Here is a 21,299-nt window from a genome sequence, read left to right as displayed (position 1 = left end):
CGACCTCAGAGCCGCTCGAAGTGACTGACCAGGTGACGGTGCCCGACGGCCTCGTAGCCGACGATCGTGACCACCGGAGCCAGCGCGACGACGATGAGGCACCACGCCATCGGTACGCCCGCAACGGCCATCACGACGCTCGCGACGAGCACGACCGCGGTGAGGCCGACCAGGAGCACGTGGAACGGGTCGATCACGTGCATGAACGAGTTGTAGAGGACGTAGAGGAGGAGTGCGTACGCCGCGACCGGGATGGTCACGGAAGCGACCGTGGCGACCTCGCCGAGCTCGGAGTGGTGCTCCAGGTAGTAGGCGGCGACGTGGAGGCCGGAGCCGGTGGCGGCGATGGCGGCGAAGAGCAGGATGTGCCCGTACCCCCACAGGAACGAGCGGTCGCGACGCCGGTGGAGCACCTCGGCCCAGGGGATCGTGAAGTAGGTCCACCACTGGCCGAAGGTCAGGCCGACGCCGGCGGTGAGCAGGAGGATCGCGTCGAGGCTCCAGCCGACCTCGGTGTCGTGGATGATCGCCGAGACGACCGCGACGGTGCCGATCACGCCCTCGCCGAGCGTGATGATCGTCAGCAGCCCGTAGCGCTCGGCGATGTGGTGGGCGTGCCAGGGAGTGCCTCCGAAGCGGCGCTCGGCGAGGTACGGCCCGGCCAGCTCGATGACCATCGGAACCAGCATCGCGACGAACGCCGTCGGCACGTCGAGCGGCAGGATCGCGATGATGCACCACAGCACCTGTGCGGTGAGGATGGCGACCAGGTAGGCCTGGTGCGCACGGCGGCGGCCCGGGTCCTGACGCCAGGCGCGCAGCCACTGGCCGCAGAGCGCGACCCGCATCACCATGTACCCGGCGATCACGACCTCGTTGTGCAGCCGCTCGCCCTCGTGGATGCTCTCGAACAGCTCCGGAAGGCCGAGCGCCAGGATGATCACGCCGACCATCTGCACCATCGTGAGCAGGCGGAATGCCCAGTCGTCGGTGTCATACGCCGAGGCCATCCAGGAGTAGTTGATCCACGCCCAGCAGATCGCGAACGACGCGAAGCAGAACGCGACGATCCCCGCCGCGACGTGTCCTTCGGCGAGCTGGTGAGCGAGCTCGTCACCGCTGACCCCGAACGCCACCACGAAGGTGAGGTCGAAGAGCAGCTCGAGGGGTGTCGCGGCCCGGTGCTCCTCGTGCGGGTCGCGTCCGGTCATCGGTCGCAAGCGGCTGGTTGCGGTCACTCTGGTGAGGATAAGCGCTGACCCGGCGCATCTGCCCCAGAAAAACACGCCGAGTCGGCGCATCTGCCCCACGTGAGAGCGCCGAGTCGGCGCATCTGCCCCGGGCTGGCAGCTACTTCGCGGCGAGGTGGGCGTCGAGGCTCTCGGGGGAGAGCAGGTGATTGATGACGACAGCGGCGCAGCCGACCATGCCGGTGGAGTCGGCGTGGGTGGAGGGTACGAAGGTGAGGTCGCGGGTCGCGAGAGCGGTCGAGCGCGAGTAGACGGTCTCGCGTACGCCGGCGGTGAAGAGGTCGAAGGCGGCGGCCATGTCCCCGCCGATCACGACGACCTCGGGGTTGAGCAGGTTGATCGCGATGGCCAGCACCTCGCCGAGCTGTCGGCCGGCCTCGCGCAGCAGGCCGCGCGCGATGGCGTCACCGGCGAGCGCGGCGGCGACGAGGTCGCGGATGTGGCCGGCGGAGACACCGGAGTCGACCAGGCCCTGGGTGAGCGCCCACCCGGCGGCGACCGTCTCCAGACAGCCGGTCGCCCCGCAGCGGCACGGACGCTCCCCGGCGGACTCGACCCGGGTGTGGCCGATCTCGCCGACCGCACCGGCGTGCCCGCGCAGCACCTTGCCGTCGGCGATGACGGCGAGTCCGAGCCCGGTCGAGGCCTTCACGACGAGCGCGTCGCGCGGGTGGATCCCGTTGCCGAAGAGCTCAGCCGTGGCCAGCGCGTCGGTGTCGTTGACGAGCACCAGGGGGCCGTCGGTGAGTCGCTCGAAGTACGGCGCGAGGGCGACGCCGTCCCAGCCCCGCATCACCGGGGAGTCGACCGAGACCAGCCGGATCGGGTCGACGACGCCCGGCAGGCTCATCCCGACACCGAGCACCGGTGGCTCGATCCCGTCGAGGAGCCGCTCGAGGCGGTCGGCCACATCGGGCATCAGGTCGTCGGCGGCGATGCCGACCTCGTGGTCGCGGGTGTCACCGGCGAGCTCACGGCCGTCGAGGTCGAAGACGGCGAGCTGGCTGCGGGAGCGGCCGATCGCAACCGCCAGGACGACCCCGGCGTCGGCGTTGAAGGTCAGCGAGCCCGGCGGGCGCCCACCAGTGGAGGCGAGCTCGTCGCCCGTGAGGATCAGGCCGGCCTCGACGAGGGCCGAGACGCGGGAGACCACAGCGGTACGCGACAGACCGGTCGTCTTCTGCAGCTCGCTGCGGGTCAGAGCACGTCCGGAGCGCACCAGGGCGAGTACGTCGGCGGCGGTTGTCATCTCGGGCATGAGGTGCAGCGTACGCCACTTATGCCTTTCGTGTACCAAAGAATTACTTGTATCGATCCAAAGATCATGCAATTGTGTGCCAAAGCACACAGCCTTTGGAGGACCCGTGACCGCCATTTCGCCCACCGTCGCCGACGTCACCGCTCGACTCGTCGAGCGTTCCGCCGCCACGCGGGCCGACTACCTGGCTCGCATCGCGGCCGCCCGCCAGACGGGGCCGGCCCGCGGCCGGCTCGCCTGCAGCAACCTGGCGCACGGCTTCGCGGCCTCCACCGCGCCGACCAAGGCCGAGCTCAAGGTGATCAGCCCCGCGGCGAAGCCCAACGTCGCGATCGTGACCTCCTACAACGACATGCTCTCGGCGCACGCGCCCTACGAGACCTACCCGCCGCTCCTCAAGGCCGCGGTGATGCGGGCCGGCGGGCTGGCGCAGGTCGCCGGCGGCGTACCCGCGATGTGCGACGGCATCACCCAGGGCCGCGACGGCATGCAGGTCTCGCTCTTCTCCCGCGACGTGATCGCGATGTCGGCCGGGATCGCCCTCTCCCACGACATGTTCGACGCCGCGCTGATGCTCGGCGTGTGCGACAAGATCGTCCCCGGCCTGCTGATCGGCGCCCTCTCGTTCGGCCACCTGCCCACCGTCTTCGTGCCGGCCGGCCCGATGTCCTCCGGCCTCCCGAACAAGGAGAAGGCTCGCGTCCGGCAGCGGTACGCAGCGGGCGAGGCCACTCGCGAGGAGCTGCTCGAGGCCGAGGCCGCCAGCTACCACTCGCGCGGCACCTGCACCTTCTACGGCACCGCCAACTCCAACCAGCTGCTGATGGAGGTGCTCGGCCTGCACCTGCCGGGCTCGTCCTTCGCGTCGCCGGACACCCTGCTGCGGGCAGCGCTCACCCGCGAGGCCGCCGCCCGCGCCACCGAGCTCGCCCTGACCGGCGGGCCCGGCGTCGGCGAGATGATCGACGAGAAGTCGATCATCAACGCCTGCGTCGCACTGCTGGCCTCGGGCGGCTCGACCAACCACACGCTCCACCTGGTCGCCATCGCCCGTGCCGCTGGGATCCAGCTCACCTGGGCCGACATCTCCGACCTGTCGCCGGTGGTGCCGCTGCTCACCCGGATGTACCCCAACGGCTCCGCCGACGTGAACCACTTCCACGCCGCCGGTGGCGTGAGCTTCCTGGTCCGCACCCTGCTCGAGGCCGGCCTGCTCCACGAGGACGTCACCACGATCCTCGGCCCGGGGCTGTCCGCCTACACCCAGGAGTCACGCCTCACCCGCGACGGTGACATCGAGCTGGTCGAGGGTGCCCAGGTATCCGGCGACCTCGACGTGCTGCGCCCCGCCGACGACCCCTTCTCGCCCGACGGCGGCCTGCGGGTCCTGACCGGCGAGCTCGGCACGGCCGTCATCAAGACCTCGGCGGTCGCGCCCAAGCACCGGGTCGTCTCCGCCCCGGCGATCGTCTTCGACGACCAGGCCGACTTCCTCACCGCCTTCTCCGAGGGTCGACTCGACGGGCGTGACTTCGTCGCCGTGCTGCGCTACCAGGGCCCAGCCGCCAACGGCATGCCCGAGCTGCACAAGCTCACCCCGGCGCTCGGCGTCATGCAGGACCGCGGTCAGCACGTCGCGATCGTCACCGACGGCCGGATGTCCGGCGCCTCCGGGAAGGTGCCCGCCGCCATCCATCTCACCCCCGAGGCCGCGCTCGGCGGGCCGCTCGCGCGCGTGCAGGATGGTGACGTGATCACCCTCGACGCCGTCGCCGGCACGCTGAGCATCGGCGTCGACGCTGCGGAGTTCGAGCACCGGCCGACCACCGGCCGCGCCCCGCTCGACGCCGAGTGGCGCGGCACCGGCCGCGAGCTCTTCGGCGCCTTCCGTGCCACCGTCGGTTCTGCGGACACCGGCGCCTCCGTCTTCCAGTTCCCCGCACCCCAGGAGACCCCTGTCCATGTCTGACCTCCAGTCCACCGACCTGCTCGCCCTCTCGCCGGTGATCCCGGTTGTCGTCGTCGAGTCCGTCGACCAGGCGGTGCCCGTGGCCCGCGCCCTCGCCGAGGGTGGGGTGCCCGTGGTCGAGCTGACGCTGCGTACGCCGGTGGCGCTCGACGCCATCCGCGCCATCGCCGAGGAGGTGCCCGAGGTCGTCATCGGGGCCGGCACCGTCACCACGCCGGTGCTCGCCAAGGAGGCCGCCACGGCAGGCGCCAAGTTCCTGGTCTCGCCGGGCGCCACCCCGACGCTTCTCGGTGCGATGCGTGACACCGGGCTGCCGTTCCTGCCCGGCACCGCCACCGTCTCCGAGGCCATCGCCGTGCTCGAGACCGGCCACACCGCGATGAAGTTCTTCCCGGCCGAGGCCTCCGGCGGCGTGAAGTACCTCGGGTCCCTGCCCTCGGTCCTCCCCGACGCACGCTTCTGCCCGACCGGCGGCATCTCCCTCGCCACCGCCCCGAGCTACCTCGAGCTCCGCAACGTCGGCTGCGTAGGCGGCTCCTGGCTCACCCCCGCCGACGCCCTGGCCTCCGGCGACTGGGACCGCGTCACCGCCCTCGCCGCCGCCACCGCCGCACTCCGCTGACCTGTCGAGTCGGCGCAGCTGTACCAACGGGTGGGCAGCTGCGCCGACCCGGCGCATCTGCCCCAGAAACGGACGCCGAGTCGGCGCATCTGCCCCGCTGTGGAGCGCCGAGTCGGCGCATCTGCCCCACCAACATGAGGCAGATGCGCCGACTCGACGTCATATCGCGGGGCAAACGCGCCGACTCGGCGTGAATTTCTGAGGCAGCTGCGCCGACTCGGCGATCTTTTGGTCAGCGGTAGATGAGGTACTTGCGGCGGGTCTTGTCGAAGGCCGCGAGCTCCTCACGCCAGGCGGCCTCGACCTCGGCACCGGAGGCGCCGTCGTCGATCTGCGTACGCAACCGGGTGGATCCGGTGAGCTTGTCGATCCAGAACGGACGCTCGGTGTCCCAGGAGTCCTCGCGCCAGGCGAACTCGGGATAGAGCGCCTTGGCGGTGACGAGCATCTCGACGCCGGTGCGGACCGGGTCGAAGCGGTCGCGGTCCTGGATGGTGACCTGCACGCCACCGCAGACCTCGCCGGCGAACTTGTTGACCGACGGGTTGAAGTACGCCTCGCGGAACGTCACGCCCGGCAGGCCGGCCTCCTCCAGCGCCGCGGCCCAGCGGTGGTCGACGAACGGCGCGCCGATCAGCTCGAACGGCTTGGTCGTGCCGCGGCCTTCGGAGAGGTTGGTGCCCTCGAACATGCAGGTGCCGGGGTAGGCGAGCGCGGTGTCGGGGGTCGGCATGTTGGGGCTCGGCAGCACGAAGTCGAGGCCGGTGTCGGCGAAGAGCGTCTTCCGCTTCCAGCCGGACACCTCGACGATGTCGAGCTGCTCCAGCCGCCCGCCGGCGTGCTCCTCGAGGAACTCGCCGTCGAAGAAACGAGCCAGCTCGCCGACCGACATCCCGTGCTGCTGGACGATCTCGCGGGCGCCGACGCCCGAGGTGTACGCAGCGGTCATCATCGGTCCGCGAGCGGTCCCGCCCACGGGGTTGGGGCGGTCGAGGACGACGAAGCGCTTGCCGGACGCGACGGCCGCCTGCATCGCCGTCCACATCGTCCAGATGTAGGTGTAGAACCGCGAGCCGACGTCCTGGATGTCGAAGACGACCGTCTCCACGTCGGCGGTGTTGAAGAGCTCGGTCATCTTCGCGACGTTGGCGCCGTAGGCGTCGTAGACGGTCAGCCCGGTGCGCTCGTCGACGAACGTACCTTCGGAGCCGCCGGCCTGAGCCGTGCCGCGGAAGCCGTGCTCGGGCCCGAAGACGCCGGCGATCTGCACCGAGCCGGACTCGTGCATCTCGTCGACGATGTTGCGCAGGTTGCGGAGCACGCCGGTGGGGTTGGTGATCACGCCGACCCGCTCGCCCGACAGCGCCGACCAGCCCTCGGCCGCTGCGCGGTCGGCGCCGGGTACGACGGCGCGGCCCTTCCCGGGCGCGCCAGGAGCGGGTACGCCGGCCGGACCCGCCGCACCGGCCGAGCCGGCGAGCAGCGGAGCCGCCGCGGCGCCGGCCGCGGCCGCACCGAGAAGGCGGCGTCTGTCGAACCTGGGGAGTTCAGCGTTCATGGTTGCTCCTGTGGCGGGGGTCGAGGATCACCTCGCAGGCTAGCCCCAAGTCGTCCGTCATGGGGCAGATGCGCCGACTCGGCGATCTGGGGTGGGGCAGATGCGCCGACTCGGCGTTCCCGCCCGGGGCAGATGCGCCGACTCGGCGCACCACAGCGAGGCAGTTGCGCCGACTCGGCGCACCACAGCGGGGCAGATGCGCCGAGTCGGCGGGATGGGGGTCAGCCGCCGTTGGACTGCCGGGTGCCGGGCGCGAGCGCGTCGAAGGTGTAGACGAAGCCGCCGGCGTCGCCGGAGACCGTCACGTACGCCTGCTTGGTGCCCGGACGGATGGCGACGTTGGTCGCCGAGGTGAGGCCGCCGCGGTCGGCCTCCGGGACGCGGACGGTGGCGAGCGGCCGGCCCTGCTGGGAGAAGACACGGATGACCGGCTCGCCGTGGATGGCCTGGTAGATGTTGCCGGCCGCGTCGACCGCGTTGGAGTCGGTCTCCGCCCCTTCGGCGGCGTCCACGTCGGCCACGACTCGGGTCGAGCGGACCAGTGTGCGCGTGTGGTCGAGGGTCAGGTAGCTGATCCGGTTCTCCCACAGGGTGCTGATGTAGAGCCCGCTGTAGCTGCGGTCGAAGGAGATGCCGTTCGGCGCGGCGAGCTCGTCGGCCAGCACGGTCGCGCTCGAGCCGTCGGCCTCGACCCGGATGACTCGTCCGGCCGGCTCCTGCTCGGGGTCGAGGTAGCCGGTCAGGTCGGTGAGGTACATGTTGCCCTCACGGTCGAAGGTCAGGTCGTCGGGACTCATCGTCTGCCCCTCGACCGGACCAGAGAAGACCGTGCGCGGATCGGTGCCGTCGGGTGCGACGCTGCGGATCGTGCCCTGGTAGTCGGTCAGGTAGAGCCGGCCGTCGACCGGGCTCCACTGCGCCGAGGTGTAGACGCCCGACTCGTCGGTGTAGAACCCGGACACCTCCCGCGACGCCGGGTCGAGCCGCAGCACCTTCGGCGCGGTCGAGGGCGCCACGACGTCGACGAAGTAGAGGTCGCCGTCGGCGCCGAACGTCGGACCCTCGAGCAGGGTCATGCCCAGCTCCGCGTGCGGGCTGGTCGCCTTGACCACCTTCGAGGCGATGATCTCCTCCGGGCCCGGAGGGGCGGCCAGGGCCGGACCGGCCAGTCCGGCGACCAGGGCGCCCGCGAGCGCGACAGCAGAGACAGACGTACGTCGGTTCATCTCAGTTCCCTTCGGGATCGGTGACGAGGACCTCGTCGATGGACGTGCGGCGCCACTCCTCGAGCAGCCGGTGGAAGGCGATCGGACCCGGGCCGTAGGAGACCTTCATGTCGGCCGGCTGGCCCTCGCTGTTGTAGTAGCCGGGCGTGCAGGTGCGCAGGAAGTCGAGGTTGTCGTGGGCGGACTCCTCGATGACCTTCGCCCAGGCCTCGGTGGCCTCGCCGGACGGCTCGATCCACGCCGCCCCGCGTGAGCGCGCCTCCGCCACGACGAGCCCGATGTGGCGGGCCTGCTCGCTGAGGATGTGGGAGTAGTTGACCGAGTTGGCGTTCTGGAAGACCGAGAGCTGGAACAGGTTCGGGAAGCCGTTGCTGTAGAAGCCGTGCAGCGTGCGGAACCCGCTCATCAGCGACTCGAAGTAGCTCGTCCCACCGCGGCCGTAGACCATCAGCGAGCCCGACAGCAGACCGGAGACACCGGTCTCGAAGCCGGTCGCGAAGATGACGCAGTCGACCTCGTACTCGCTCTCACCCACCACCACGCCGGTCTCGGTCATCCGGGTGATGCCATGGGTGTCGGCGGTGTCGACGAGCGTCACGCTCGGCCGGTTGAAGGCCTCCAGGTACTCGTCGCTGAAGCCCGGCCGCTTGCACTGGTAGCGGTAATAGGGCTTGAGCGCCTCCGCCGTCGCGGGGTCGCGCACCGTCGTCGCCACCCGGTCGCGGAGGCGGTTCATCGTGGCGAGGTCGAGCATCTCCTCGGCCAGCTCGCGCTCCGCCGGGTCGAGCGCCGGGTCGATCCGGCCGGTGATCATCTTTCGCTGCAGCCCGGCGTTGGCGGTCCACGAGTCCTGCACGAGATCCTCCTCGAAGGGCTCGCCCGCCATGATCGCCAAGAAGTTGTCCATCCGCCGCTGTTGCCACCCGGGCGTCAGCGACGCCGCCCACTCCGGGTCGGTCGGCCGGTTGTCGCGGACGTCGACGGTCGCGGGCGTCCGCTGGAAGACGTACGTCCTGGCAGCATGCTCCGCGACCGCAGGCACCACCTGGATGCCGGTCGCACCGGTCCCCACCACGGCGACCCGCTTGTCGGCGAGACCGACCAGCCCGCCTGAGGCGTCGCCGCCGGTGTAGTCGTAGTCCCACCGGCTGGTGTGGAACGTCCTGCCGCGGAAGCTCTCGATCCCCTCGACGCCCGGCAGCTTGGCCAGCGACAGCGAGCCCGAGGAGACCACCACGTAGGTCGCCGTGAAGTCGTCGTCGCGGTCGGTGCGGACCTGCCAGCGCGCACCGTCCTCGTCCCAGCGCAGCTCGGTCGCGGAAGTGTGGAAGGCGGCGTCGCGATAGAGGTCGAACTTCTCGGCGAGCGCGACCATGTGCCGGCGGATCTCCTCGCCGGGCGCGTAGCGCCACTTCGGGACGTACCCGACCTCCTCCAGCATCGGCATGTAGAGATAGGACTCGATGTCGCAGTGCACACCGGGATAGCGGTTCCAGTACCAGGTGCCGCCGACGTCGCCACCGTCGTCGATCAGCCGGACCCGGTCGAGCCCGGCCTGGCGCAACCGGATCGCCGTCTGCAGCCCACCGAGCCCGGCGCCGACGACGAGGGCGTCGACATGGTCGGTGAGGGGTGGTCGCTCGACCCGCTCGGTGAACGGGTCGTGCGAGACGATCGTCGGTGCAGAGGCGAGCCGCCGGTACTGACCGAGCCCGTCCGGTCGCACTCTGCGAGCGCGTTCACGGGCGTACTTCTCTCGGGCGGACTCGAGGTCCGCGATGGTGATCTGTGGCTGTGATTCGGGCATGCCATCGCCCGAGTGGGGGGAAGTCACGGCCGGAAACTAGCAGCGTCCCGAAGGGCGGGAGAGGCGAATCAGGGGTATCCGCGACCGTTCGTCCCGGTGGATCGACCGTTCGTCGTCGTGTGGATCGATTTGGACTGGACAGGGCTCACAACTGTGACCAAGGTCACAGGACACTCGGACCCACATCGACAGATCTCGGAGGTGACCCATGCCGTCCTCGTCCAAGGGCTCGTGGATCCTTGTCGGGATCCTCCTGTTCGCCGCAGCGGCGCCGTGCCTGGCGGTGCCGCTGTATGCGAAGGAGGACCCGACACTCGCCGGATTCCCGTTCTACTTCTGGTTCCAGCTCTTCCTCATCCCCTGCTCGGTGCTCTTCACATCGATCGCCTACTTCGTCGCGAAGGCCGCGTTCCGGCGTGACCGCGCGGCCGCCGGGCGTCCGTGGAAGGAGGGTGGCCAGTGAGCGCCGTCGCAGTCGCCGTCTTCGCCTTCCTCTTCCTGCTCGTCACGATCCTCGGCTTCTCCGCAGCGCGCTGGCGCCGGGCGAAGGCGATGGACAACCTCGACGAGTGGGGCCTGGGCGGCCGCGGGTTCGGTACGTTCGTGGCCTGGTTCCTCATCGGAGGTGACCTCTACACGGCGTACACCTTCATCGCGGTCCCCGCGACGCTGTTCGCCGGGTCGGCGGTCGGCTTCTTCGCGGTGCCTTACACGATCCTCGTCTACCCGATCATCTTCGCGTTCCTGCCGAAGCTGTGGTCGGTCTCCCACAAGCACGGGTACGTCACGCCGGCCGACTTCGTCGTCGGCCGCTACGGGTCGCGCTCCCTGGGTCTGGCCGTCGCGGTGACCGGGCTGCTGGCCACGATGCCCTACATCGCGCTGCAGCTGGTCGGCATGGAGGTCGTGCTCGAGGTGATGGGGCTGCAGAGCGACTCGACCAACTGGTTCATCCGGGACCTGCCGCTCTTCGTCGCGTTCGCGGTGCTGGCCGCCTACACCTACTCCGCCGGGCTGCGAGCGCCCGCGCTGATCGCGTTCGTCAAGGACTCGCTGATCTACATCGTGATCATCGTGGCGATCATCTACATCCCCTCGCAGCTCGGCGGCTGGGGCAACATCTTCGAGACGGTGCAGGGCAGCTTCGACTCCTTCAACGCCGAGAACGCCGACGCCATCGCCGCCGGGGAGGCGTCGCCGAAGGCGCTGTTCCCCGCCGAGGCCGCGGGCCAGTGGGCCTACGCCTCCCTGGCGCTCGGCTCGGCGCTGGCGCTGTTCATGTATCCGCACTCGATCACCGGCGTCCTCTCCACGCGCAGCCGCAACGTGATCCGCCGCAACGCCTCGCTGCTACCGGCCTACTCGTTCCTGCTCGGCCTCCTGGCGCTGCTCGGGTTCGTCGCGCTGGCGGCGGGAGTGATGGTCGGTGACCCGCCCAACCCGCAGCTGGCGATCCCACAGCTCTTCGAGGACCAGTTCCCGGCGTGGTTCGCGGGCGTCGCCTTCGCGGCGGTGGTCATCGGTGCGCTGGTGCCGGCGGCGATCATGTCGATCGCGGCCGCCAACCTGTGGACGCGCAACATCTACAAGGCCTACCTGCGCCCCGACGCGACCCCGGCCGACGAGGCGAAGCAGGCCAAGATCGTCTCCCTGATCGTGAAGTTCGGTGCGCTGCTCTTCGTGCTGGCGCTCTCGAAGTCGTACGCCATCAACCTCCAGCTCCTCGGCGGTGTCTGGATCCTGCAGACACTGCCGGCCATCGTCGTCGGGCTCTACACCCGGTGGTTCCACCGCTGGGCGGTCCTGGCCGGCTGGGCGGTCGGGATGGCGTACGGGACGATCGTGGCGTACGGCGTCTCCTCGCCGACGCAGGAGCACTTCGGCGGACCGCTGGCTCCGTTCCCGGGGACGGATACGCCGATCTACATCGCGCTCACCGCGTTCCTGCTGAACCTGCTCGTGGTCGTCGTGCTCACGCCGATCCTGCGGGCGCTCAAGGTCGCGGACGGCGAGGACGCCACCGTCGCCTCGGACTACTCCGTCGACGCCGGGGACGAAGGGATCGTCGAGGAGCTGAGCTCGACGACCGAGGTGCGCTGAACCTGGCCGCAAAGCCCCGCGAACGCGTCTCGACGAGGCGTTCGCGGGGTTTTCCTATTTTATTTTCGAAGAACTGCAACACCAGCGCCCCTGGGTACGTAAGAGGTGGTGAAGGGGCTGATCCGGATCGACTCGGGAGCGTGATGGTGTGAAGCAACAGATCCAGCCAGGCTGCACGACGCCCGGGGGGCCGTCGCCTGCTGGATCACCCGCCGGACGTGATGTCGGCAGTCGGCTGCGGCTGCTTTTCCGTCCGGTCCGATGGGTGGGGCAACGAGTGTGATCAGTGCTCGTCCCACCCTGCGGGGTCCCGTCCACAACGGTCGCGGCCAAGGAGCGCTCGGGCGCTCGGTCGTAGACGGGCGGGGCCCCGCATCCCGTCATCTCCGGGGGCGCTGAGCCGAACGCCGCTCGGGGCGATGCGGCCGACGGCCGCGCAACTCACGTCAGGAGAAGCAATGAGCTCGAAGGTCCTCGGGGGACTTCGCAGATCGATCGTCCTCGCCGCCGTGACAGGTGGCCTGCTGGTCGCCGGTGCCGGCGTCGCCAGCGCCGACTCGTCTCGGCCGATCAAGCCGCAGGAGCCTGGGCCCGTGGGCCCGGTGACGCTCTCGGGAGCGATGGCGGGCAGCGACGCGGCGCTGACGGTCACGACCGACGGGGCAGCGCTGGTGATCAGCGGTCGCGCCCATGTCCAGTCACCGGTCGGCGGGGCCGCGGACGGTGTGGTCCACCGCGACCCGCCGCGTGGTGTCGACCTCGGCACGGGCCCGCTCGGCTTCGCCGGTGGGGTGACCGGCGACGCGTCCTCGCTCGACGCCGTCGGCACGCTTCGTGTGGGTGCGGAGAGGCGTTACTTCGTCCAGGAGGCGCCGCGGGCCGAGCGCCCCTGACCTGCGGACACGCGACGGGGCCACCGGCAGATTCCCGGTGGCCCCGTCGTCTGGTCTGATCGCTGCGCGACCAGCGTGGATCTCGACCCGCTTCGCGGCTTCGCAAGCTCAGCCGCTGCGCTCGCTCGATCCCTTCGCGTTGCGACCCTGCTCGCTTCGCTCGCAGGGTTGCAGGCTCAGGCCTCGGTCTTGATGGCCGAGATGTCGAACTCGAGCTTGATCTTCTCGGAGACGAGCACGCCGCCGGTCTCGAGCGGAGCGTTGAAGGAGAGGCCCCAGTCGGTGCGGTTGATCGCGACGGCGCCCTCGAAGCCGACCCGGGTGTTGCCGAACGGGTCCTTGGCGGAGCCGGTCTGCTCGAACGGGACGGTGATCGACTTGGTGTTGCCCTTGATGGTCAGGTCGCCGGTGATGTTCCAGGACTCACCGTCGAACTCGACCGCGGTCGACTCGAAGGTGATGTCGGGGTGGGTCTCGTTCTCGAAGAAGTCGCCCGAGAGCAGGTGGGCGTCGCGGTCGGCGTTGCCGGTGTCGACGGAGGCGGCCTTGATGGTGAGAGAGACCTTGGACTTCGTCGGCTCGGCGGCGTCGATCGTCGCGGTGCCGTCGAACTCCTTGAACGAGCCGCGGACCGTGGTCACCATCGCGTGGCGGGCCGAGAAGCCCAGGCGGGTGTGGGCCACGTCGAGGGTGTAGTCGCCCGAGATGTCCTCGATGGCGGCGGTGGGGGTGTCGAAGACGGGCTCGGCGGGGGTCGAGTCCTTCTTGCTGAAAATGCCCATGGCGGGTGTGCTCCTGGAAGAAGTGGTTGAAACTGCAAGCATCATAACGGGGGAATCACGCCCAATGTTCCCGCTGGCGTGAGGCTTTGCTGACGACGGCGGGAGATTGGTTGAGATGACAACGCTATCCCTAAACGCAGTCGTTTCGCTGCCCCCGTCGCGCGAGTCGAATGGTCTGGATCTGCCCGAATTCGGGCAGGAACTTGAAGGTCGCGCGGAGAGTGGCTCACAGTTGGTCCCGTGAATGCCGAGCAAGCGCTGATCGACCACGTGGTCGCCACCACCGGGCTTCCGCCCGCGGAGGCGGCGCGCGTGATCGAGGACGTGGCGGCGTACTTCGACGAACCGGTCGAGACCTACGTACGCCGCCGGCACGCACAGCTGAAGACCTACGGCGCGAAGAACGATGCGATCTTCGCGCGGCTCGCCGAGGAGCTCCCGGGGCGGGTCGTCGCCGCGCCGAGGCTGACCGAGCGGCAGCTGCGCCGGATCGTCTACGGATAGGACGGGACAGAGAACATGTGCGGAATCGTCGGATACATCGGCCCGCAGCAGGCCGCGGGCCTGCTGACCGAGGGGCTCGCCCGGCTGGAGCACCGCGGCTACGACTCGGCCGGCGTCGCGGTGCTGGGCAGCAGGCTGCAGGTGGTGAAGAAGGCCGGACGCGTACGTGACCTGGTCGACGCTTTGCCGAAGCGGTTCGCCGGCAAGGTCGGCATCGGTCACACCCGCTGGGCCACCCACGGCCCGGCCAACGACACCAACGCCCACCCGCACCTCTCCGCCGGCGGCCGGGTCGCGGTCGTGCACAACGGCATCGTCGACAATGCCGCCTCGCTGCGGGAAAGGCTCACCGAGGCCGGGGTCGAGCTGGTCAGCGACACCGACACCGAGGTCTTCGCCCACCTCATCGAGGCGTCGACCGCGGAGAGCCTCGAGGCCAAGGTCGTCGACGCGCTCGCCCAGGTCGAGGGCACCTGGGGCCTGGCCGTCGTGCACGCCGACTTCCCCGACCGGATGGTCGTGGCCCGCAACGGCTCGCCGCTGATCGTCGGTGTCGGCGACGGGGAGATGTACGTCGCCTCCGACCTGGCCGCGGTCGTCCGCCACACCACCACCGTCGCCCACCTCGACGACGGCGAGCTGGCCACCGTCACCGCGACCGGCTTCACCACCTTCCGCCAGGACCTCACCACGACCACCACGACGGCTCGGGAGGTCGACGTGGACCCGTCGGCGTACGAGTACGGCGAGCTCGCCGACGAGCCGCGGATGTTCACCGAGATCCTCGAGCAGCCGTCTTCGGTGGAGCGTGCGCTGCGGGGCCGGCTCGACGAGCGGTTCGGCACCGCCCATCTCGGCGGTCTCAACCTCGACCCGCGCGAGCTCCGGGCGATCCGCCGGGTGAAGATCCTCGGCTGCGGCTCGGCCTACTACGTCGGTCAGATGGGCGCCGGGCTGATCGAGGAGCTCGCCCGGATCCCCGCCGACGCGGAGGCCGCCTCGGAGTTCCGCTACCGCAACCCGATCATCGAGCCCGACACGCTCTACGTCGCGGTCTCCCAGTCCGGCGAGACCATCGACACCCTGCTCGCCGTCCAGGAGATCAAGCGCAAGGGCGGCCGGGTGCTCGGCGTCGTCAACGTGGTCGGCTCGGCGATCGCGCGGGCCGTCGACGGCGGCATCTACCTGCACGCCGGCCCGGAGATCGCGGTCGCCTCGACCAAGGCGCTCACCAACATGTACGTCGCGTTCTCGCTGCTGGCACTCCAGCTCGGCCGCGTACGCGACCTGTCGATCGCGGACGGGAAGCGGCTCATCGCCGGTCTGCAGGCGCTGCCTGCGCAGATCGAGGAGATCGTGAAGGGAGAGGCGCACATCGAGGAGGTCGCGACCAGGCTCGCGCAGGCGGAGTCGATGTTCTTCGTCGGGCGCGTACGCGGCTACCCGGTCGCGCGCGAGGGCGCCCAGAAGCTGAAGGAGATCTCCTACCGGCACGCCGAGGCGTATCAGACCTCCGAGCTCAAGCACGGTCCGCTCGCGCTGATCTCGGAGTCGGTGCCGACGGTGGCGATCGTGCCGCAGGACGAGCTGACCGACCGCAACGTCGCAGCGCTCCACGAGATCAGCGCCCGCCGCGGCCCGCTGGTCGTCGTCACCCACCCCGACGTCGACCTCGGCGAGCTCGACGCGCTGCGCGTCGACGTACCGAAGAACGAGGTCGAGCTCGACCCGATCCTGATGACGATCCCGCTGCAGCTGATCGCCTTCCACGCCGCCAAGGCGCTCGGCCACGACGTCGACAAGCCGCGCAACCTCGCAAAATCGGTCACGGTCGAGTAGCCGGGCCCGATTCAATGGGCCGCATGCGCCTGGCAGGGATCAACGTCCATCCGGTGAAGTCGACGGCGATCAGGCCGGTCGAGGCGGCGTACGTCGGACGGACCGGGATCGTGGGCGACCGCGAGTGGATGGTGGTCGACGGCGCCGACAAGCTGGTCACGGCTCGAGAGCTGCGGTCGCTGTTCGAGATCGTGGCGGAGACACCGGCGACCGGTGGCCGGACGGGCGTGGACCTGACGCTGAGCGGCCCGGGGGCGGACCCGCTGGAGGTGACGGCGCCCGACGAGGACGCGCCGACCGTCGGCGTACGTTTCTTCCGGAAGCAGCTCACCGCGCGGGCTGTCGGCGAGACGGCCGACAGCTGGCTGCGGAAGGTGCTCGGCCGCGACGACCTGCGACTGATGTGGTGCGCCGAGCCGACGAGGCGGGCGATGAACCCGGACAACTTCCGACCCGGGGAGTACGCCGCCTTCCACGACTCCTCGCCTGTGTCGCTCATCTCCGACGCGTCGGTCGGGCAGGTCGATGCCTGGGCCGACGACGACGTCCCGGCCGGACGGTTTCGCGCCAATCTGCTCGTCGACGGCGTCTCCGAGCCGTTCGCCGAGGACGGCTGGCAGGAGGTGGCGATCGGCGGCGCCAGGTTCCGTGTCGCCGCGCGGATCGACCGCTGCGTGATGACCACCATCGACGCCAAGACCCTGGAGTCGGGCAAGGACCCGCTGCGTACGCTCGCCCGGCACCGCCGCTGGGACGGCAAGGTGTGGGCGGCGGTGCACCTCGCCGTCGTCCATCCCGGAGAGATCGCCGTCGGCGACGGGGTCATCGTCTCCTGACGGTGCGGGTTGGATGCTCACCGAGGTAACTCGGTCGAGGGTTGCTTCCTTCAGGGAGTTCCACGAAGGGAGTGCATCGCCACCGAGGTACCTCGGTCAGCGTGGGGCCGCCGACCACAACGATCCACTGGGCCCGCCAGACGACGCCGAGTTGGAGCACGAGTGGGCGAAAGTGGCCAGCCAGACAGCCCATCACCTGCCACGTTCGCCCACTCGATCGGGGTCGGACGCTGGGTGACCAGGGAGGCGATGCCTGGGTCGATCAGGAGAATGGCCGCATGTCATCAACGGTTAGACGTGTTCTCGTCACTGGCGCCAATCGTGGGTTCGGGGCGACGATCGTAAAGGTCTTCGATCGTGCGGGATGGGATGTCGTCGGGGTCTCGCGGGAGGTCGTCGGTCGCGAGCGGGGACGGTGGGTGCACTGGGATGTGACCGATGACGATGTCTCCCCGCTGACAGGTTCGCTCGGCGACGAGCCGCTCGATCTGCTGATCAACAACGCCGGGACCGGAACACCGGGCACGCCGCTCGACGGTGTCGTCGTTTCGACCCTGCTCGACGTGTGCGACGTCAACGTCGGCGGCGTTATCCGGGCGACGCGGGCAGTGCTGCCGAACCTCAGGCGTACGAAGCAACCGATCGTCATCAACGTGAGCTCCAGGTTGGGGTCGATCCACGACCAGGCGGCCGGGCGTTATCGCGGCTTCGGGACCAGCTACGCCTACCGCATCGCCAAGGCCGCCCAGAACATGGCGACGACCTGTCTTGCCGAGGAGCTCGCTCCCGACGTACGCGTGTGGGCGGTCCATCCCGGTCGGTTGGCCACCGGGATGGGGCGGGCGGATGCCGCAACTGATCCGGCCGTAGCCGCACAACGGTTGCTGGATCTCGTCCGAGGGCCTGAGAAGCGGAGCCCGCTTTTTCTTGATCTCGAGAATGGTGAACTGCCGTGGTGAATGTGGTGAAGGGAGCCGGCGAGGAGATCGCGCTGGTCGCCGCCGGGATCTGGGCGGAGGCGACGGCGAAGCGGGACGGTTTCGCGACGACGGCGCCCGCGGAGGCGAAGCTTCCGGGGATCCGGCGGGCACTGGACGCCGGCGGGACGATCCAGATGGCGTACGACGGTGACCAGCCGATCGGGTTCGCGCTGCTCGTGCCGGGTCGTGGCGTGCTCGAGCTCCGCTATTTCGCCGTCGCGTCAGAGGCGTGGGGCACCGGCGTCGCGAGCGAGCTGATGGCGGCGCTCGTCGATCGAGCGCGCGCATCAGACGTCACCGTGCTCGAGCTCTGGGTGCTTCAGGTCAACGCCCGGGCGATCGCGTTCTACGAGCGGTCGGGATGGCGTACGACTCCTGATCTGAAGTCGCAGGTCGACTCCCGCCGCATCGAGAGGCGGCTCGAACGGATCTTGACTGTCAGCACGTGACGGGGGCCACCGCGCCGAGGAATGCTCAGAACGTGCTATATGGGCCTACCGTTGGATGGTGAGCACCGAGCCTGAGTCTGCCGTATCCACTACTTCCGCGCCCTCGGAGCCGAACGTGGAGGCAGAGCAGGGTCCGACCTTCGACTCACTCGGTCTCTCCGCCGGTGTCCTCGACGCCGTGAAGGCGCTCGGTTACGAGACGCCGTCGGCGATCCAGGCCGCGACGATCCCCTCGCTGCTGGACGGTCACGACGTGGTCGGTCTCGCGCAGACCGGCACCGGCAAGACCGCGGCCTTCGCGCTGCCCGTGCTCTCCAACCTCGACGTCTACCAGAACGCGCCGCAGGCGCTCGTGCTCGCGCCGACGCGTGAGCTCGCGCTGCAGGTGTGCGAGGCGTTCGAGCGCTACGCGACCAACCTCGACGGCGTACGCATCCTGCCGGTCTACGGCGGTCAGGGCTACGGTCCGCAGCTGACCGCGCTCCGTCGTGGCGTGCACGTCGTCGTCGGCACCCCGGGCCGGATCATGGACCACCTCGAGAAGGGCACGCTCGACCTGTCGCAGCTGCGCTTCCTGGTGCTCGACGAGGCCGACGAGATGCTCAACATGGGCTTCGCCGAGGACGTCGAGACGATCCTCGCCGACACCCCCGAGGACAAGCAGGTCGCGCTCTTCTCCGCGACCATGCCGTCCCAGATCCGCCGCCTCTCGAAGAAGTACCTTCGCGACGCGAAGGAGATCTCGGTCAAGGCCAAGACCCAGACCGCCAGCAACATCACCCAGCGCTACCTCATGGTGTCCTACCCCCAGAAGGTCGACGCGCTCACCCGCATCCTCGAGGTCGAGAACTTCGAGGGCATGATCGTCTTCACGCGCACCAAGTCCGAGACCGAGTCGCTGGCCGAGAAGCTGCGAGCGCGGGGTTTCGCCGCGACCGCGATCAACGGCGACATCGCCCAGGCCCAGCGCGAGAAGACCGTCAACCAGCTCAAGGACGGCTCGCTCGACATCCTGGTCGCCACCGACGTCGCGGCCCGCGGTCTCGACGTCGAGCGGATCTCCCACGTCGTCAACTACGACCTGCCGACCGACGTGGAGGCCTACGTCCACCGCATCGGCCGTACGGGCCGGGCCGGCCGCACCGGTGACGCGATCTCGTTCGTCACCCCGCGTGAGCGCTGGCTGCTGCGCGCGATCGAGAAGCACACCAAGGCGTCGCCCAAGCAGATGCAGCTGCCCTCCGTCGACGAGGTCAACGCCACCCGCCTCTCCCGCTTCGACGACGGCATCACCGCCGCGCTGCAGGAGGGGGAGAAGATCGAGTTCTTCCGCGACGTGGTGCGCCACTACGTCGACGAGCACGACGTCCCCGAGGTCGACGTGGCCGCTGCGCTCGCCGCGGTGCTCCACGGCGAGGAGCCGCTGCTGCTCGAGCCGGAGCCCGAGAAGCCTGCCTACGAGGAGCGTCGCGGCCGCCGCGACAACGATCGCGGTGAGCGCCGTGAGACCTCCCGCTCGCGCGGCAACGGTCAGCCGCTGGCCACCTACAAGATCCAGGTCGGCAAGCGCCACCGCGTCGAGCCGCGCCAGATCGTCGGTGCCATCGCCAACGAGGGCGGCCTGCGCCGCGCCGACTTCGGCAACATCTCCATCCGCAACGACTTCTCCCTCGTCGAGCTCCCCGCCGACCTCGCCCCCGAGACCTGGAAGGCGCTCGAGTCGACTCGTATCTCCGGCAAGCTCATCGAGCTCTCCGAGGACGCCGGCGGCGCCCCCGTCCGCCGCGGCGGCGGCCGCTTCGACAAGGGCCCGCGCCACGGTCACGGCCACGGCAAGTCCGACTCCGGCGACCGCCCCCGCAAGCCGCGCCAGAAGCGCAAGTTCGACTGACCCATCTTCGGTGGTCGAGCCTGTCGAGACCACCCCTCGCACCACACCCAGCCCCGGCCGAGACCGTAGTCGTCTCGGTCGAGACGGCAGATACGTCGGTCGAGACGGCGGTTGTGTCGGTCGAGACGGCGGTTGTGTCGGTCGAGATGGCAGTTGTGTCGGTCGCGACGGCAGATACGTCGGCCGAGACGTCACGAGTGACAACTCGGACGACGTATCTGCCGTCTCGGCCGACCGGGGTGACGTCTCGGCTAGCAGGCGGCGAGGGTGCGCTGGGCTGAGAGGGCGACCAGGGTGAACGGGGTCACCATGAAGGCGAGTGCGCTCAGGGCGAGGAGCAGGGTGATGCCGCCGGTGAGGACGAGCATGGTGAAGCCGATGATCGGGATCGTCACGGCGATGGCGAGGGACCAGGCGGCGGTGAGCTGCGCCGTTCGTCGGCCGATCTGCAGCCAGCGTTGACCGATGGCGGTCACGGCGAGGGCGATGATGGCGCCGAGGGCGCCTGCTGTCCCGGCGTACCCGATGACGATGTCGAGCGTGTGGAACAGACCGCTGTCCGGAGCGGCCGAGTGGGCGCTCGCGCCGAGCTCGATGCCGCCGTCCCACAGGAAGGCCTGGGGGAGCATGACGAGGACGAGCAGAAGGGCGGTACGCCGGGCGGCACCGATCGCGACCGTGTCACGGAAGCCGGGCGCGATGTCGTCGACCGACCCGAAGTCGCGCAGCGCGAGCGCTTCGGCCTCGTCAGCGGTGTAGCCGGCCGCGGTGTAGGCGTCGGTCGCGTCTTCGAGGTGGTCGCCGGCCTCGCGCAGGAGAGTGCGCCGGGTGTGGCTCGGACCGGGGATCGCGGCACGCAGGTCCGCGAGGTAGACGTCGACGGCGCTCATGGGCTCCATCTTCGGCTCCCGGCGGGATCGGGCACATCAGGGAACCCCCTGAATGCTCGCCAGAGCTGCCGTCTCGGCGGGAGGGTCAGGCTTCGCCGAGTACGCCGGAGACGACTTGGGAGAAGGTCTTCCATTCCTGGCGGTGGGTGGCGAGGGCTCTGCGGCCGGCGGAGGAGAGCTCGTAGGTGCGGCGCTTGCGGCCACCGACCTCGGACCAGGAGCTGTCGAGGTAGCCCGCCTTCTCCAGGCGGCGCAGCGCGGGGTAGATGGTGCCGGTGGGGAGGTCGAGCTCACCACCGCTGCGGGCGCTGAGGGCTTCGATGATCGCGTAGCCGTGAAGGGGCTGTTTCTCGACCACGGCCAGGATCAGCGAGTCGAGGTGGCCGCGGAGGGCGTCGGCTTTCATGTAGACAGCCTACACAGGTCGTCGTACATTGTCTTCGTA

The 21,299-nt window shown here is 69.7% G+C and carries 19 protein-coding genes; 11 read left to right on the top strand and 8 right to left on the bottom strand.

Annotated elements, in window-relative coordinates:
• Positions 1-5: 5 nt before the first annotated feature.
• Positions 6-1,238, bottom strand: coding sequence for a low temperature requirement protein A (locus IEY81_RS03035; protein WP_229787272.1), 1,233 nt, complete (start codon positions 1,236-1,238; stop codon positions 6-8).
• Positions 1,239-1,350: 112 nt separating this feature from the next.
• Positions 1,351-2,508 (bottom strand): ROK family transcriptional regulator, encoded by a 1,158-nt coding sequence (locus IEY81_RS03030; RefSeq protein ID WP_189116979.1) that lies wholly within the window; start codon positions 2,506-2,508, stop codon positions 1,351-1,353.
• A 106-nt stretch (positions 2,509-2,614) separates the two neighbouring features.
• Between IEY81_RS03030 and edd the strand changes: the two genes are divergently transcribed.
• Complete coding sequence (edd, locus tag IEY81_RS03025) at positions 2,615-4,477, top strand: phosphogluconate dehydratase (protein ID WP_189116978.1); 1,863 nt, start codon at positions 2,615-2,617, stop codon at positions 4,475-4,477.
• Entirely contained in the window at positions 4,470-5,099 is a 630-nt protein-coding gene (eda, locus tag IEY81_RS03020; RefSeq protein ID WP_189116977.1) for a bifunctional 4-hydroxy-2-oxoglutarate aldolase/2-dehydro-3-deoxy-phosphogluconate aldolase, read from the top strand. The genes edd and eda overlap by 8 nt, the downstream gene beginning before the upstream one ends.
• Positions 5,100-5,331: 232 nt before the next feature.
• Here the strand turns inward: eda and IEY81_RS03015 are convergent, their stop codons facing one another.
• The 3 genes from IEY81_RS03015 to IEY81_RS03005 form a co-directional block, all read right to left on the bottom strand.
• The gene (locus tag IEY81_RS03015; protein ID WP_189116976.1) at positions 5,332-6,657 is read right to left on the bottom strand and encodes an exo-beta-N-acetylmuramidase NamZ family protein; all 1,326 of its coding nucleotides are present in this window, start codon (positions 6,655-6,657) and stop codon (positions 5,332-5,334) included.
• Between the two features lie 221 nt (positions 6,658-6,878).
• Positions 6,879-7,883 (bottom strand): SMP-30/gluconolactonase/LRE family protein, encoded by a 1,005-nt coding sequence (locus IEY81_RS03010; protein WP_189116975.1) that lies wholly within the window; start codon positions 7,881-7,883, stop codon positions 6,879-6,881.
• A gap of 1 nt (position 7,884) precedes the next feature.
• On the bottom strand, positions 7,885-9,690 hold the full coding sequence (locus IEY81_RS03005) for a flavin-containing monooxygenase (protein ID WP_189116974.1): 1,806 nt from the start codon (positions 9,688-9,690) through the stop codon (positions 7,885-7,887).
• A 208-nt stretch (positions 9,691-9,898) separates the two neighbouring features.
• On the opposite strand from IEY81_RS03005, the gene IEY81_RS03000 reads away from it, so the two are divergent.
• From IEY81_RS03000 to IEY81_RS02990, 3 genes are all read left to right on the top strand, one after another.
• Positions 9,899-10,153, top strand: a complete 255-nt coding sequence (locus tag IEY81_RS03000; protein ID WP_189116973.1) for a DUF3311 domain-containing protein — start codon at positions 9,899-9,901, stop codon at positions 10,151-10,153.
• Positions 10,150-11,790, top strand: a complete 1,641-nt coding sequence (gene mctP, locus IEY81_RS02995; protein WP_229787270.1) for a monocarboxylate uptake permease MctP — start codon at positions 10,150-10,152, stop codon at positions 11,788-11,790. The genes IEY81_RS03000 and mctP overlap by 4 nt, the downstream gene beginning before the upstream one ends.
• Positions 11,791-12,248: 458 nt before the next feature.
• Complete coding sequence (locus tag IEY81_RS02990) at positions 12,249-12,683, top strand: hypothetical protein (RefSeq protein WP_189116971.1); 435 nt, start codon at positions 12,249-12,251, stop codon at positions 12,681-12,683.
• Positions 12,684-12,859: 176 nt separating this feature from the next.
• Here the strand turns inward: IEY81_RS02990 and IEY81_RS02985 are convergent, their stop codons facing one another.
• Positions 12,860-13,465 (bottom strand): YceI family protein, encoded by a 606-nt coding sequence (locus tag IEY81_RS02985; protein WP_189116970.1) that lies wholly within the window; start codon positions 13,463-13,465, stop codon positions 12,860-12,862.
• A 240-nt stretch (positions 13,466-13,705) separates the two neighbouring features.
• On the opposite strand from IEY81_RS02985, the gene IEY81_RS02980 reads away from it, so the two are divergent.
• The 6 genes from IEY81_RS02980 to IEY81_RS02955 all read left to right on the top strand — a co-directional run bounded on the left by IEY81_RS02980 (position 13,706) and on the right by IEY81_RS02955 (position 19,964).
• The gene (locus tag IEY81_RS02980; RefSeq protein WP_189116969.1) at positions 13,706-13,969 is read left to right on the top strand and encodes a hypothetical protein; all 264 of its coding nucleotides are present in this window, start codon (positions 13,706-13,708) and stop codon (positions 13,967-13,969) included.
• Positions 13,970-13,984: 15 nt separating this feature from the next.
• The gene (gene glmS, locus IEY81_RS02975; protein ID WP_189116968.1) at positions 13,985-15,808 is read left to right on the top strand and encodes a glutamine--fructose-6-phosphate transaminase (isomerizing); all 1,824 of its coding nucleotides are present in this window, start codon (positions 13,985-13,987) and stop codon (positions 15,806-15,808) included.
• A gap of 23 nt (positions 15,809-15,831) precedes the next feature.
• Positions 15,832-16,644: an MOSC domain-containing protein gene (locus IEY81_RS02970; RefSeq protein ID WP_189116967.1), complete on the top strand. Its 813-nt coding sequence runs from the start codon at positions 15,832-15,834 to the stop codon at positions 16,642-16,644.
• 278 nt (positions 16,645-16,922) lie between these two features.
• The gene (locus IEY81_RS02965) at positions 16,923-17,603 is read left to right on the top strand and encodes an SDR family NAD(P)-dependent oxidoreductase (protein ID WP_189116966.1); all 681 of its coding nucleotides are present in this window, start codon (positions 16,923-16,925) and stop codon (positions 17,601-17,603) included.
• Entirely contained in the window at positions 17,597-18,073 is a 477-nt protein-coding gene (locus IEY81_RS02960; RefSeq protein WP_229787268.1) for a GNAT family N-acetyltransferase, read from the top strand. Before IEY81_RS02965 ends, IEY81_RS02960 begins: the two co-directional genes overlap by 7 nt.
• Before the next feature lie 115 nt (positions 18,074-18,188).
• Entirely contained in the window at positions 18,189-19,964 is a 1,776-nt protein-coding gene (locus IEY81_RS02955; protein WP_189116964.1) for a DEAD/DEAH box helicase, read from the top strand.
• Between the two features lie 251 nt (positions 19,965-20,215).
• On the opposite strand, the gene IEY81_RS02950 is transcribed toward IEY81_RS02955, so the two are convergent.
• Both IEY81_RS02950 and IEY81_RS02945 read right to left on the bottom strand, forming a co-directional pair.
• Positions 20,216-20,854 carry a permease prefix domain 1-containing protein gene (locus IEY81_RS02950; RefSeq protein WP_189116963.1) on the bottom strand — a complete coding sequence of 213 codons (639 nt, stop codon included), beginning with the start codon at positions 20,852-20,854 and terminating at the stop codon, positions 20,216-20,218.
• Positions 20,855-20,939: 85 nt separating this feature from the next.
• Complete coding sequence (locus tag IEY81_RS02945) at positions 20,940-21,260, bottom strand: PadR family transcriptional regulator (RefSeq protein ID WP_189116962.1); 321 nt, start codon at positions 21,258-21,260, stop codon at positions 20,940-20,942.
• Positions 21,261-21,299 lie beyond the last annotated feature (39 nt).

It is taken from the genome of Nocardioides luteus (genome assembly GCF_014648595.1).
GTDB classification, from domain to species: Bacteria; Actinomycetota; Actinomycetes; order Propionibacteriales; family Nocardioidaceae; genus Nocardioides; species Nocardioides luteus.
Note: the sequence above shows the minus strand (reverse complement) of the source record. Positions and strands in the feature narration are given on the sequence as shown.